A 12994-nucleotide genomic window follows, 5' to 3' on the forward strand; every position below is an offset into this window, starting at 1 on the left:
GGGTCGCGGCGCGGGACACTGTACGGATGCCAGAGATCGCTTATGGCCGGCTGGCGGCCGCGGTGGGCGGATCGCCGGTCAATCATCTCGGTGAGTTCCTGCGGAGCCGCCGGGCAGCTGTCACGCCGGAAGCGGCCGGGCTCGTGACGTGGGGCAGCCGGCGCGTCCCTGGGCTCCGGCGTGAAGAGCTGGCGCAACTCGCCGGCGTCTCGATCAACTACTACACCCGGCTCGAGCAGGGACAGTCGGCTAACGCATCGGACGCCGTGATCGACGCGATCGCCTCCGCGCTACAGCTTGACGAAGCCGAACGCGCCCACCTGCGGGCACTGGCCCGCCCCGCGCCCCGGCGGCCCGCGCGGCCGCCACGAGCCGAGACACCGAGCCCGGGCGCGCTACGGCTGCTCGCTGCGATGTCTGATGTGCCGGCCATGCTGCTCGGGCGACGGGCGGACATTCTCGGCTGGAACACCCTCGGCCACGCCCTGCTCGCCGGCCACCTCGACCCCGCCGCGCCACAGTCTGCCGCGACCCGCCCCAACCAGCTACGGCTGCTGTTCCTCGACCCGCACACCCGCGAGCTCTACCGGGACTGGGCAGAGGAAGCCGCTATGGCAGTCGCCTCGCTGCGCTTCCAGGCCACCGGTCAGCAGGACGAGCGGCGCTTGGCAGAACTGATCGGCGAACTCAGCCTGCGCAGCGCCGAGTTCGCCAGGCTCTGGACCAGACAGGACGTGCGGCTGTGCTCGAGCGGCACCCGCAGACTCCACCACCCGGTCGTCGGCGACCTCGAACTGCGCTTCGAGGCGCTGCACCTGCCTGACACCGCCGGCCAACGGCTGCTGACACACACCGCCGAACCCGGCAGCAGCTCGGCCGCCGCCCTGGCCCTGTTGGCCTGACCAGCACGAAGTCCCTCACACCTCGTTGCTGTTCGCTGCGGGGCAGGGTGCGTTACGCCCGCCTCGCCAGGTGTAGTCGAAGCGGCGCGCAAATTCGGTGTAGCCGGCTCGGGTGAACGCGGCGCGCATGGGATGGTTGCCCAGGTCTGTGTCGGCGCGGATCTGGGGAGCGCCGGAGCGGGCGAGCAGCCCAGTTGCATGGGCCAGCAATGCGTCGCTGTAGTGGTGACCTCGGTGGTCGGCTGCGACTCCCAGTTCGGCGATGATCGGACGGTCGCCGTTGACGAGGGCGGGAACGACGTAGCCGACCAGGGCGCCTTCACGATCGACCCCGATCGTGAACCAGTCGGGTCGACCGTCACTGTCGAACGCGGCCTGTAGTCGCAGCTCCGCCTCGGGGCGAACACCCGATCGTTCGCGTTCGGCGATCATGTTGTGATCGAGGGACTGATCGGCGACGGCTGCGAACAGCTCGATCAGGTCCGCTCTGCGCACTGTGGTCGCGGCTCGCATCGCCGGTTCGCGCGGCGCGACCGGTAGCGGCGAGGTCGGGGTCCACTCGACACGAACGCGCTTGACCTCGAGGGTGAATCCGGCCGACCGGAGCGCCTCGGCCAGCACCGGCCTGGTGTCCGTGAGGTCGGCGATCTGACCGTTGATCTGCACGCTGCACAGGGCGAACTCGGCGCCGATCGCCAGGCGGCTGTGCTCCAAGAGCTCTGCGACGGAAGCGGCGTCCGTCTCACCCAGTACGTCCACCATCTCCGGCGCAGCGTCTGGACCGGCCGACCACCACACCGCTGCCGCCACCAGCTTCTCGCCGTCGTGAGCCCGCCACAGCCAGTCCGGACGAGTCGTCCGCTCCCGAAGGCCATGCACGATCATCGCTGCCCAACGATCGGGCGCCGCGGCCAGTCCAGCCAGCAGCGCTACCTCGTCGGAGGACGGCGAGTTCATGGCCGAGAACGTCGTAGGCACTGACCGACCACCCCTTTCTCCAGACGATGAATCACGTCGAGTTTCGTTGATCGTTCGGTGCCGGCGCCGCGTCCTCGAGCCCTGAGGACATGCAGTTTCATCCGGGGCGAACTGCGCTGCGGCGTCGATGCTAGCGCGCGGGTGATCAAGGTTGTCGGTGGATTGCGTGCGTGGTCATCGGTAACGCGCAGGTGACTACGGCACGAATTTGTGCCTTCTTACCGTCTGGTTGGCGACCCTGCAGGATTGGTCGCAGATTCGCGTTGGGGAGAAGAACGTGTGGGTGAGTGAGGGCGCGCTGGCGGGGATGGCGCTGACCGCGTTCGGAATGGCGCTGACGCCGGGACCGAACATGATGTACCTGGTTTCGCGCAGTATCAGCCAGGGCAGGCGGGCCGGCGTGATCTCGCTGCTCGGGACCGGAGCGGGATTCCTCGTCTACATGACGATGGCCAACTTCGGGTTGGCGGCCGTGTTCGTCGTCGTGCCGTGGGTGTATGTCGGGTTCAAGGCCGCCGGAACCGCCTACCTCGGCTACCTGGCCTGGACAGCATTGCGGCCCGGCGGCGCCGGGGTGTTCGAGACCCGCGAACTGCGCTGCGACTCGAACTGGCGGCTGATCCGCATGGGCTTGCTGACCAACCTGCTCAACCCCAAAGCGGCCATCTTGTATCTCGCGCTGATACCGCAGTTCGTCAACCCACACGCCGGGCACGCCGCGCTGCAGGGCTTCGTGCTCGGCAGCGTCCAGATCTCGATCAGCCTGAGCGTCAACGCGCTGTTCATTCTCACCGCCGGCGCCATCGCGCGGCTCATGGCGTCCCGGCCCGGCTGGGCCAAATTGCAGCGGCGCATCACCGGCACCCTCCTGGCGACGGTCACCGCCCTGCTCCTGAAAGAAGTTCCGGCCCGAGCGCGGCTGTGAGACCGATCGCACGAACAGGCACGGGAGGCCGGCGGTATGCACCCTGAGATCCTTACGCAGCGCGACTATGTCGCTGTTCCGCTCGGCGACGCTCCGGTCCGTGAGGTCTTTCCCGGTATCCGGCTGCGTCCGCTGTGGAAGGGCCCGACCGGCGCGCACGCGAATGTGCTGGAGATGGACCCCGGAGCGTCATGGCCACGTCCTGACGTCCATGAACCCGGGCCGGAAGAGGTGTATGTACTGGCCGGGACGTTCAATGACGGCGCTCGTGACTATCCGGCCGGGACGTTTCTGCATGCACCGGCAGGGTCGTGGCACATCCCAGCGACGACGACCGGTTGCACGCTCTTCCTCTTCTACCCGGAAGGCTAGGCGGCAGGCCGCGCCTGGTAGGCGGCACCTACCGAGGCAACGAGCAGACTCTCCAACGTGTTCAGGGCCAGGTCGCCTTCAACACCGGGACGCCGCGACACAGCGATGTCGACTTCCGGCAGGTCCGGGAGCAACGTAGCGGCGGCATCGGCGCTGCACCCTGCAGGCACGCTTCCTGGCAGGAGGGCCGCCGCGCCGAGACCGGTCACGACGGCAGCCTGGACCGCGGCCATGCTGTTGCTCTGGAACGCGACGCGCCAGCGCCGGCCGGCGCGCTCGACTGCGTCCAGCACCGGACGCCGCCACCGGCAGGGTGGACTGAACATGACCAGTGGCAGCTCCGCGCCGGTCAGGTCGAGCCCAGGTGAGGACGCCCAGGCCAGCGGCGCTTGATGGCGCCAACGGATGCACGCCTCCGGCATCACCGTAGGGTCGCCGAACGCCAGGTCGAGCTGCCCGCGCACCGCGAGCCGCTTCAGCTCGGCCGCAGCGCCGGTCCGCACGCGCAGCTGCACCTGCGGGTGCAGCACCGCGAAATCGGCGAGCACCACCGGCAACGCCGTGACAACCAGGTCCTCCAGCAGGCCGATGGTGCGCCGCCCGGGTGCGGCGGCGGCCGGGCCAGCGGCGACACCGTGGCGTGCCTCCTGCTGCATCGCGAGGATGCGTTCGGCATATCCCAGCAGTCGTTCGCCGGCTGCGGTCGGTCGGACGCCCTGCTTGCCTCGCACGAGCAGCCGGTCGCCGATGGCCCGCTCGAGCCGCTGGAGCCGCTGGCTCACCGTTGGCTGGCTGACGGCGAGGATGGTCGCCGCCTGGCTGATGCTCCCGGCACGGACGCTGGCGACGAACGCGCGCAGGTCGGGGATGTTGAGGTCGCCGTCCACCCTGCGAGGCTAGTCCGGACGGGCGGCGCATGTATTGGCATTGTCGATATCTGTCATCCAAACATTGCGGTTCCGGAGCGGCGACATCTGCCCCTACGGTCGAGCGCATGCTCGAGTATCACCACGTCGATGTCTTCACCGGCCGGCCGTACGCCGGGAACTCCCTTGCGGTGTTCCTCGATCAGCAGAGCCTGACCGTGGCGCAGATGCTCGCCGTCACGCAGGAGTTGCGGCACTTCGAAAGCATCTTCCTCACCCGTGCCGCGGACGGTGTGGTGGATGCGCGCATCTTCGACCTGATCGAAGAACTCCCGTTCGCCGGGCATCCCACGATCGGGGCGGCAGCGGTCCTTCATCAGGTGGCCGATGCGAGTTCGGCGGGTCCGCGCGGGTGGCGGCTGCGGCTGGCAGCACGGACCGTCACCGTCACCACCTGCCGCGTGGACGAGCGGACGGTGAGCGCCGAGCTGGCCCAGGGCGCCCCGGAGGAGCTGCCCGAATCGCCGCGACCGGACGCGCGGGAACTGGCCGCGGCCGTCGGGCTCGAGAGCGCCGATCTGAGGCGGGACCTGCCGTGCGAAGTCGTCTCCACCGGGTTGAGGTACCTGATCGTTCCGGTCGTCGCCGGGGCGCTGGCGCGTGCGCACTACACCAGGGCGGACATGGACGCGTTCCTGGCCCGCCATGGCGCGCAGTTCTGCTACCTGCTCGACGTCGACGGCCTGGAGGGCCGGCACTGGAACAACGACGGGCTCATCGAAGACGTCGCGACCGGCAGCGCGGCCGGGTGTGTCGCGGCGTACCTGCTGCGCCATGGCCGCGCCGCGAGCGGGCAGCCGCTCCTGCTGCATCAAGGCCGGTACGTCGGGCGGCCGAGCCGGATGCGCATCGCCGCACACGGCAGCGCGGAGCACGTCCAGGACGTCACCGTGTCCGGCGAGGTCAGCTTCCTCGGCACCGGTCGCCTCGACGTCCTTCCCGCCACCGACACAGGCAGCCGGTCATGAGCCGGGCAGCTGTCACCTACGGTGCGGACGAGATCCGCCGGGCGGTCTGTCTCGAGGACCTGATCGAGCCGATGCGCGAGGCGTTCCGCATCGAGGCCGCCGGGGTGGGGGAGTCGACCATTTCGGTGCTCAGCCCCCGCGGCGAGGACGGGGACGTGCACGTCAAGACGGCCTGGGTTCCGGGGCACCCGTGGTTCGCCGTCAAGGTCGCTACCGGCTTCACCGTGGACGGCGGCAACGATCGGCGCGTCCAGCCAGGGGGCTACGTGGCGCTGCACGACGCCTACGACGGAACGCTGCACGCGCTGCTCGTGGACGAGCATCACTTGACCGATCTGCGTACCGCCGCCGCGTCGGCTGCAGCCACTGACGCACTGTCGCCGGCGTCGGCGAACACCCTCGCGGTTCTGGGTACCGGCACGCAGGCGCTGTGGCAGGTGCTGGCGACCGCACGTGTGCGACCGATCACCAGCGTCACGGTGTGGGGACGGCGCAGCGACGCGGCGCATCGTCTCGCCGCAACCATCACAGCGAAGAACCCACGTCTGCACACCGTCGTCGCCGAAACAACAAGGGACGCCGTCGACGCGGCCGACATCGTCCTGACCACGACGAGCAGCCACGCACCGGTGTTGCACGGCGAATGGCTCCGTCCCGGGCAGCACGTGACGGCCACCGGTGCCGATGACCCGAGCAAGACCGAGCTGGACGTTGACTGCTTCGCGCACGCCGACATCGTCGCCATCGACTCGCCCAAGCACACCCCGCAGATCGGCGGAGACCTACGCAGGGCCATCGCCGCCGGCGCCCTCGACGCACCTGCAGGACGGCTCGCGTCCCTCGGCGACATCATCGGCCGCGTGCACCCCGGCCGCAGCGATGCCGCCCAGGTCTCCATCGCCAAGCTCGTCGGCATCGCCGGTCAGGATCTGCTGGCAGCCGAGGTCGCGCTGCGCCGGCTGGCGGGCGAACCGCCGGAAGGTGTCCCAGACGCCGCGACCGGACCGGGACCCACGTGAGCGGCGAGCCGTGACGTCGTCCGTGATCGCGATCGTCGGTGGCCGCCTGCTACCGATGCACGGCGCACCCATCGAGGCGGGGACCGTTGTGGTCCGCGACGGCCGCATCGCCGCGGTCGGGCCGTCCGCGAACGTCCCGCTGCCTGCCGAGGCCGAGATCGTTCGTGCCGAGGGGTGCTGGGTGCTGCCCGGACTGATCGACGCGCACACCCACGCCGGCATCGAGGAGCAGTCCGTCGGCGAACCCGGTGACGACCTGAACGAGGCTTCCCGACCCGACGACGCCGAGCTACGCGTGATCGACGGCATCAACCCCGCCGACCAAGCCTTCGAGGATGCCTTGGCTGCCGGCGTGACCACGGTAGCTGTGCTGCCCGGTTCGGCCAGCCCGATCGGTGGCCAGACGGCGCTGGTCAAATGCCAGGGCCGGACCGTGGACGAGATGATCGTGCGAAGCCCGGCCGGCGTCAAGAGCGCGCTGGGGGAGAACCCGAAACGGGTCTGGGCAACCCGCCATGCCGGCGCCGCGACCCGGCCCGGAATCGCCGCACTCATCAGACGCGCCTTCACCGCCGCGCAGCAAGCTGCATCCGATCCCCCCCAGGAGAGCAGCGGGACGCCGGCCGCCGCCCTCTGGCGCGTGCTCGACGGTGAACTGCCATGGCACCAGCACGCGCACCGCGCGGACGACATCGCCACCGCGCTGCGGCTCGCGGACGAGTTCGGGTACCGCCTCGTCATCCATCACGGCACCGAGGCGCACCTTCTCGCCGACATCCTCGCAGCACGGGACATCCCGGTGGTCTGCGGGCCGCTGATCGGCACTCGCGGCAAGGTGGAACTGGCCGGGCGCACCTGGCGCACACCGGCCGTGCTGCACGCAGCCGGCGTGCGGGTCGCGATCACCACGGACCATCCCGGCGTACCCATCCAATTGTTGGTCCTGCAGGCAGCGCTCGCCGTCAAAGCCGGTATGGACAGGGCCGCTGCGCTGCGGGCCATCACGTCGGTTCCCGCCGAGATCTACGGTGTCGCCGATCGGATCGGCTCGCTGACCGTCGGCACGGATGCCGACGTCGTGCTCTGGTCCGGCGACCCGCTGGACGTGATGAGCCGGCCGCTGCTGGTCTACGTCGAGGGCCGTGTCGCGTATCGCGACGCCGACTGGTGAGAACTCAGTCCGCGAACTCGCGAGCCTCGGCGTCCTGCACGATCCAGTCCGGATCCGTCGGTGCCCGGATCTGGTCGGCAAATCGTGCGGCGCCCGGGAACCGGTGACCGGACAACTCCCGGGCGGCGGAGTCGATGTCGTACTCGGTGCGCTGCGGATGCAGTCCGTCTGCGTCCGCCAGCGTCCAGTAGGCCGCCGGACCGTCGTGCGTGTACGGCAGCCCGACGCTCCCACAGCCCTGGACGACGCGATCAGCCACACGCCGGCCGTACTGCAGGTGCGTATGGCCATGAACGATGGTCTGTTCCGGCACGCCTTCGCAGGCCGCCGCAACTCGAGTGTGCGGCGTCGCGGGCGTCAACAGCTCGACGTCTGAGCGCGGGCTTCCATGGCACAGGCGGATCGGACCGAGCGAAGGCACGGTCAGTGTCAATGCCGTGGGCTGCTCTCGCAGCCGGTCGACGTCATCGCCGTGCGCTCGCACGATCCACTCGTGAGTTTCACGCTCGATCGGCCGCTGACCGACGGCCATTTCGATCACCGCCCGTTCGCCGTTTCCGGCCAGCCGATAGACGGGTACCGGCAACTCGTCGAGCAGGACCATCACCCGGCGGGGTTCGGGACCCCAGGTGAGGCAACCGAGCGAGCACAGCGCCGTGACGCCGTGCTCGGCCAGCGTCGCGATCACCGCGCGCAACGCCCAGGCATTGCCGTGCACGTCCGAGATCAGCGCGACGCGCTCGTGCGATCCGACCGACACCGCCGGTAACGCGGTCATGGCCGCGGCTCGCAACCGACGGCGGACCCGTGCGCTGGTCCGATGCTCTCATGCACTGGGCGCCGCCTTGTCGAGCCGCTTCTCCAGCACCTGACCGGGCCAGTCCCGCACCGTGAACGTCTCAGTGCGCGTGAATCCGCAGCTTTCGTAGAAGCGCACCAGCGCCCCGCCGTTGCCGGCGAAGCAGTCCACTCGCAGCAGACCCAGGCGCCTCGCGGAGGCCTCCTGCTCGGCCACCTGCAACAGGAACCGACCCGCTCCACGGGCGAACGGTTCACGCGAGCCGATCAGCACCATCACATAGAGTTCCGGCTCACGCGCCACATGCACGTACCGATGCGCGTCCCCCAGAACGATCGCCGCGGCGGGCCTACCGTCCCTCTCGGCCACCCTCAGCCCACCACCGGCCGCCCACGTCCTGATCGAGCTCACGCGCTGCGGGATCTCGGAGAACGGGGTCGAGCCCCACTGCTCGGTCGCGCCGCGCTGCACCATCCAGCGGATCGCACCGTCGAACAGGTCGAGCAATACCTGGGTGTCCGCGGCGTCGCCACGGCGGACGGTGAAGTGTGTCTGCACGGATCTCCTTTCTGACTGTCACCGCGCGGCGGCCTGGTCAGCATGGGTCGTACGGCCGCGGCCGGGTCGCCCGGGGTGCTGGGCTCGCGAGTGGCGCGCCGCGATGAACAGCAGCGCCGCCGCTGTCGTAGCTGCTCCGATCCAGGCCGCGGTGCCGTACCCAGAAGCGCGGGGATAGACGCCGGTCGTGTAGCCGGCGAGGACCAGGCCGCCGATAGCACTGCCGATGGAGAAGCCGACCGCGCGCACGACTTGATTGACGCTCATGGCGCTGGCGGTCTCGTTCTTCGGCGTCACGGCCAAGATGACGGCGGGCATGGCCGCCGAGAAGGCTCCTACGCCGAGGCCCAGCAGGCTCATCGCGAGAATCGGTTCGGCGAGGTGTCCGCGGACAAGAGCGAAAAGCACGGTCGCCGCCAGCACCAGCACGACGCTGCAGGAGAGCAGGGCGCGGGCACTGTAGCGCGCTCGCAGCGGGGCTGAGGTCTTCCCTGCGATGAACCCCAGAGCGGAGAACGGCACGAGGACGAGCCCGGCCTGGAAGGTGTCGAGTCCGAAGCCGTAACCCGCGCCGATCGGTGTCTGGACGTAGCGGGTGATCAGGCTCAGCAGCAGGTACATGCCGATACCGGCGGTCAGCATCGCGAGGTTGGCGGCGGCGACGGCAGGATCCCGCAGCAGCCGGATGTCCACGAGCGGATGCTCCACCCGCAGCTCGACCACGATCCACGCCCCCAGCAGCAGCAGCGAGCCGGCGAGGATCACGCCTGCGAGAGCAGGATGTTGACGCCAGAGATCGGTCTGGCTGATGACGATCAACAATGCCAGCAGCCCGCTGCTGAGCAGCGCGGCGCCGGGCAGGTCGACGCCCGCGGGCGCGCGAGACGGCGCGGGCGGCAGCACCATCAGGGCAATGACGAGGACGACGGCCGTGACGAGCAACCCGAGGGCGTAGGCGGCGCGGATACCGGCCACGTCGGTGAGCAGCCCGGACAGCGGGTAGCCGATCCCGATGCCCGCGGTGGAGGCAACCGCGAGCAACGCGATCGTGCTCGCCGAGCGCGCCTCGCAAAGGTGGTCGCGCGCAGTCGCCATCATCAGGGCGGTCAACCCCAAGCCGACGCCCTGCCCGGCGCGGCCGAGCAGCAGCAGCGCGAACGGCAGCGGGACAACAGTCAGCGCGCTGCCGGCGACGACCACGCTCAGCGTGGTCAGGATGACGGCACGGCGCCGCGGCCCGGAGCCCAGGCGTCCGAGCAGCGGCGTGGCGACCGCGCCTGAAAGCAACGCGATCGTCAGCGTCCATTGCGCGGCTGCCAGCGACACGTGGTAGTACTGCGCGACAGCGGTGATCAACGGTGCACCGAGGGTGCCCACCACGGCGACCACCAGGCCGATGGACACCACGGTCACGACGAGAAACCTGGCCTCCGTGCGTTCCTGGACGGCGCTCAACGGTTCGTCTCGCGCGTGACGTGCTCGAACAGTCCCGGCTTGATGCGGGTCCGGGCCTGCCGTGCCCACCGTTCGTCCACGTCGGCCAAGCCGAGGGCAGCGCTGGTGTTCAGCAGCATGCCGAACGCCAGGAACGTCTTGATCGTCACCGGATCGAGCCCGGCTGTGTCCGACACGGCCTGCCAGAGTCTGCCGAAACTGGCACGCACTGCGTCACGGATTTCGGGTTCGCCGGCCGCCGCAGCCGCCATCCCTTGAAGCTGCAGCAGCAGCGTGGTGCGGTCCGCGAGCATCGCGTTGTACTCACGGCCCATCGCCGCCAGAGCATCGACACCGGTCGCGTCTGCCGCTGCCGCCCGCAACGCCAGCGTCAGCCGCTCGAATGCCGCATCGACACAGGCCAGGAACAGCTCCCGTTTGGTGCTGAACAACCGGAACACGTACGTCTGGGTGATTCCGGCGCGGTGAGCGATCGTCTCGGTGGATGCCCCGTGCAAGCCGCGCGTGGCGAACTCGAGCTCGGCCACGCGCAGTACCTGTTCACGGCGCTGCTGCGCGGTCATCCGGGTAAGTGGCATGCGTAGGAAATTAGTAGGTAGTAACTACTCATCACCACGGTTGTGTCTGCTTTCTCATATCGACAGCGACTGCCGCATCCGGATCGGGGACATCGTGACCGGTACGAACGCGACGGCAAGGATGGCTGCGCCCACCCACAAGGCGGCGCGCGCACCGGCAAGCTCACCGATCACCCCGGAGGCAGCGGATCCGATGGCCAGTGCCCCGGTGAGTACGAAGCGGAACGTCGCGGTCATCCGACCCAACAGCCGCGCCGGCGTGGCCTGCTGGCGCAGGCTAACTCCGAGCACGTTGTCCACTCCGATCTTGAACATCGCGAGCAGCCACCCGCCGGCCGCCAGCCACAGCCACGGTCCGCGCTCGAGATGCGCGACGCCCAGCGCGCACGGCGCCAAGCACGGACCGAGTCGCGTCAGTACCCGGCCGAGGCCGAGCGCGTCGGCGAGCCGCCGGGCGCAGCGCGCCCCCAACAGGACACCTGCCGCGCCGGCCGCCCAGAACGCACCCAGCACCCCGCCGGGCAACGCGAGCTCACGCATGAACACCACCGGCAGCATCGTGTTGACGATCTGCATACCGAAATTGCTGATCGCCGCGGTCAACGCCAGCGCGCGCAGTTCCGCATCACCGAAGACGTGCCGCAAGCCCGCCGCGATCTGCGGCCACATCCGCACGCGGGCAGGGGCGTGGCCCGCCGCACCACGGCTGAGCGCGCGAAGCCGCAGCGCGGACCCCATGTAGTTCGCCGCAGCGACACCAAGAGCGACAGGCGCGCCGAGCAACTGGACGAAAGCGCCGCCAGCCCCTCTGCCGGCGACGTTGCACGCAGCGATCAGACCGGCCACTGCGCCGTTGGCCCGCAGCAGCGCGCCGTGCGCCACGAACCGCGGAATCGCGCTCTGCGAGCCGACGTCGAAGAACACCGTGGCGCACCCGGCCAGCAAGACAACGGCATACAGCTGCCAGAACGTGAGCACACCGAACAGCTGCGCGACCGGCACCGAGGCGAACAGCACGGCTCGTGCGAAGTCGGCAGCTGCCAGCACGCTCCCGGCCTGCAGACGGTCCACCCAGGACCCGGCCGGCAAGCCGATCAGTAGGAATGCCGCGGTGCTCAACGTTGCGAGCGCACCAACCTGCCCGGCACCGGCATGCAGGGCGATCACCGCGAACAACGGAACCGCGACGTACCCGATGCTCGTCGCCACCTGGCTGGCGACCGAAGCCGCGAACAGCGTGCGAAAGTCCGGCACCTGCCACGGTGACTCCTCGATGGCGCTGGTCGAGCTCTCGGCATCGGACCGAGCCGGTGCGCGTTCGCTGGGCGACCCAGTCAAGGCACCGCTCGCGCGGAACACGAGTCGCACCCCTGCACGCCGCCCGAAGGCGCCGCTGGCCCGTGCACCGGCGGTGTGGCAGTCGGCAGCGCGCGCGATCGGCGACGGCTGATGGCCACACCGGCAACGCAGAGCGCCCCACCTGCCAGCCCCAGTGCCGTCGGCACCTCATCCAGCGCGGCCCACGACATCAGAACCGCGATCGCCGGCAGGCACAAGGTGGTCGCTGCCAACCGTCCAGCGTCGGACCGGGCAAGCGCGTACGCCCACGTCGTGAACGCAATCGCGGACGGGCCGACTCCGAGATACACCAGGCCGAGAACCGCACTCGCCGGCGCGCCGGACAGTTCACCGACCGCCTGCCCGGCGAACGGCATCGACGCGGCCAATCCGGCCACACATGCCACCCACGTCGCCGTCACCGCGTCGACGGTCCGCAGAGCGACCTTCTGCAGCAAGACGGCAGCGGCGTACAACACCGCCGCCAGCAACGCCAGCAGCACTCCGAGCGAGTCCACGCCAGCATGAGAATCGCTACCGGCCGCGATGAGCACCACGCCACCGAACGCGACCAGCATGCCCGCAACCACCGGCCGAGGGAACCCATCGCCGAACGCCACGCCCGCGACCACCGCAACCAGGATCGGCGCAATGTTCACCAGCATTGCCGCGGTCCCGGCGTCCAGATGCTGCTCGGCCCAGTTGAGAGTGAACCCGTAGCCCGCGAACCAGAGCACGCCGTAACCGAGGACTAGCCGCAACGCCCGCCCCCGCGGCAACGGCCGCCGATATCGCAGCGCAACCAACCCCAGGACGATCGCGCCGACCAACAACCGGACGAACACCATCGCGCCGGGCGCGAGCACCGCACCGACCGATCGGATCTCGACGAACGCGCTCGCCCACAACAGCAAGGTCGTCACGACAGCGACTGCCGCGGTCCGGTTGCTCGACACAGCCTGACACTGACATCGGCAATGCATAAGCACAATCGACAAATACTGC

Annotated in this window: 14 protein-coding genes; 6 read left to right on the forward strand and 8 right to left on the reverse strand. The window is 69.6% G+C overall.

The genetic code is table 11. The features are described 5' to 3' along the window. Nucleotides 1–26: 26 nt before the first annotated feature. Nucleotides 27–902: a helix-turn-helix transcriptional regulator gene (locus M6B22_RS16935; protein ID WP_407935539.1), complete on the forward strand. Its 876-nt coding sequence runs from the start codon at nt 27–29 to the stop codon at nt 900–902. A gap of 15 nt (nt 903–917) precedes the next feature. Here the strand turns inward: M6B22_RS16935 and M6B22_RS16940 are convergent, their stop codons facing one another. Next, nucleotides 918–1859 (reverse strand): GNAT family N-acetyltransferase, encoded by a 942-nt coding sequence (locus tag M6B22_RS16940; protein ID WP_269442748.1) that lies wholly within the window; start codon nt 1857–1859, stop codon nt 918–920. Between the two features lie 328 nt (nt 1860–2187). Between M6B22_RS16940 and M6B22_RS16945 the strand changes: the two genes are divergently transcribed. Next, nucleotides 2188–2805, forward strand: a complete 618-nt coding sequence (locus M6B22_RS16945; RefSeq protein ID WP_407935727.1) for a LysE family translocator — start codon at nt 2188–2190, stop codon at nt 2803–2805. A gap of 36 nt (nt 2806–2841) precedes the next feature. After that, nucleotides 2842–3177 carry a cupin domain-containing protein gene (locus M6B22_RS16950; RefSeq protein WP_269442750.1) on the forward strand — a complete coding sequence of 112 codons (336 nt, stop codon included), beginning with the start codon at nt 2842–2844 and terminating at the stop codon, nt 3175–3177. On the opposite strand, the gene M6B22_RS16955 is transcribed toward M6B22_RS16950, so the two are convergent. Continuing rightward, a complete protein-coding gene (locus M6B22_RS16955) occupies nt 3174–4064 on the reverse strand; it encodes a LysR family transcriptional regulator (RefSeq protein WP_269442751.1) in 891 nt (296 codons plus the stop codon). The genes M6B22_RS16950 and M6B22_RS16955 overlap by 4 nt on opposite strands. 107 nt (nt 4065–4171) lie before the next feature. Here M6B22_RS16955 and M6B22_RS16960 point away from each other — a divergent pair, with 107 nt between their 5' ends. The 3 genes from M6B22_RS16960 to M6B22_RS16970 are packed head-to-tail and all read left to right on the forward strand — an operon-like array spanning nt 4172 to nt 7261. Beyond that, nucleotides 4172–5071 (forward strand): PhzF family phenazine biosynthesis protein, encoded by a 900-nt coding sequence (locus tag M6B22_RS16960; RefSeq protein ID WP_269442752.1) that lies wholly within the window; start codon nt 4172–4174, stop codon nt 5069–5071. Continuing rightward, on the forward strand, nt 5068–6090 hold the full coding sequence (locus M6B22_RS16965; RefSeq protein ID WP_269442753.1) for an ornithine cyclodeaminase family protein: 1023 nt from the start codon (nt 5068–5070) through the stop codon (nt 6088–6090). The genes M6B22_RS16960 and M6B22_RS16965 overlap by 4 nt, the downstream gene beginning before the upstream one ends. Nucleotides 6091–6145: 55 nt before the next feature. Then, nucleotides 6146–7261 (forward strand): amidohydrolase, encoded by a 1116-nt coding sequence (locus M6B22_RS16970; RefSeq protein WP_407935728.1) that lies wholly within the window; start codon nt 6146–6148, stop codon nt 7259–7261. Nucleotides 7262–7265: 4 nt separating this feature from the next. Here M6B22_RS16970 and M6B22_RS16975 read toward each other — a convergent pair whose 3' ends face one another. The 6 genes from M6B22_RS16975 to M6B22_RS17000 all read right to left on the reverse strand — a co-directional run bounded on the left by M6B22_RS16975 (nt 7266) and on the right by M6B22_RS17000 (nt 12972). Next, complete coding sequence (locus M6B22_RS16975; RefSeq protein ID WP_269442755.1) at nt 7266–8039, reverse strand: metallophosphoesterase family protein; 774 nt, start codon at nt 8037–8039, stop codon at nt 7266–7268. Nucleotides 8040–8087: 48 nt separating this feature from the next. Further along, nucleotides 8088–8567 (reverse strand): GNAT family N-acetyltransferase, encoded by a 480-nt coding sequence (locus tag M6B22_RS16980; protein ID WP_269442756.1) that lies wholly within the window; start codon nt 8565–8567, stop codon nt 8088–8090. A 69-nt stretch (nt 8568–8636) separates the two neighbouring features. Further along, entirely contained in the window at nt 8637–10073 is a 1437-nt protein-coding gene (locus M6B22_RS16985; RefSeq protein ID WP_269442757.1) for an MFS transporter, read from the reverse strand. After that, nucleotides 10070–10651 (reverse strand): TetR/AcrR family transcriptional regulator, encoded by a 582-nt coding sequence (locus tag M6B22_RS16990; RefSeq protein WP_269442758.1) that lies wholly within the window; start codon nt 10649–10651, stop codon nt 10070–10072. The genes M6B22_RS16985 and M6B22_RS16990 overlap by 4 nt, the downstream gene beginning before the upstream one ends. 54 nt (nt 10652–10705) lie before the next feature. Next, the gene (locus M6B22_RS16995; protein WP_407935729.1) at nt 10706–11926 is read right to left on the reverse strand and encodes an MFS transporter; all 1221 of its coding nucleotides are present in this window, start codon (nt 11924–11926) and stop codon (nt 10706–10708) included. A gap of 59 nt (nt 11927–11985) precedes the next feature. Next, nucleotides 11986–12972: a DMT family transporter gene (locus M6B22_RS17000; protein WP_407935540.1), complete on the reverse strand. Its 987-nt coding sequence runs from the start codon at nt 12970–12972 to the stop codon at nt 11986–11988. Nucleotides 12973–12994: the final 22 nt, after the last annotated feature.

It is taken from the genome of Jatrophihabitans cynanchi (assembly GCF_027247405.1).
In the GTDB taxonomy this organism is placed as follows: domain Bacteria; phylum Actinomycetota; class Actinomycetes; order Mycobacteriales; family Jatrophihabitantaceae; genus Jatrophihabitans_B; species Jatrophihabitans_B cynanchi.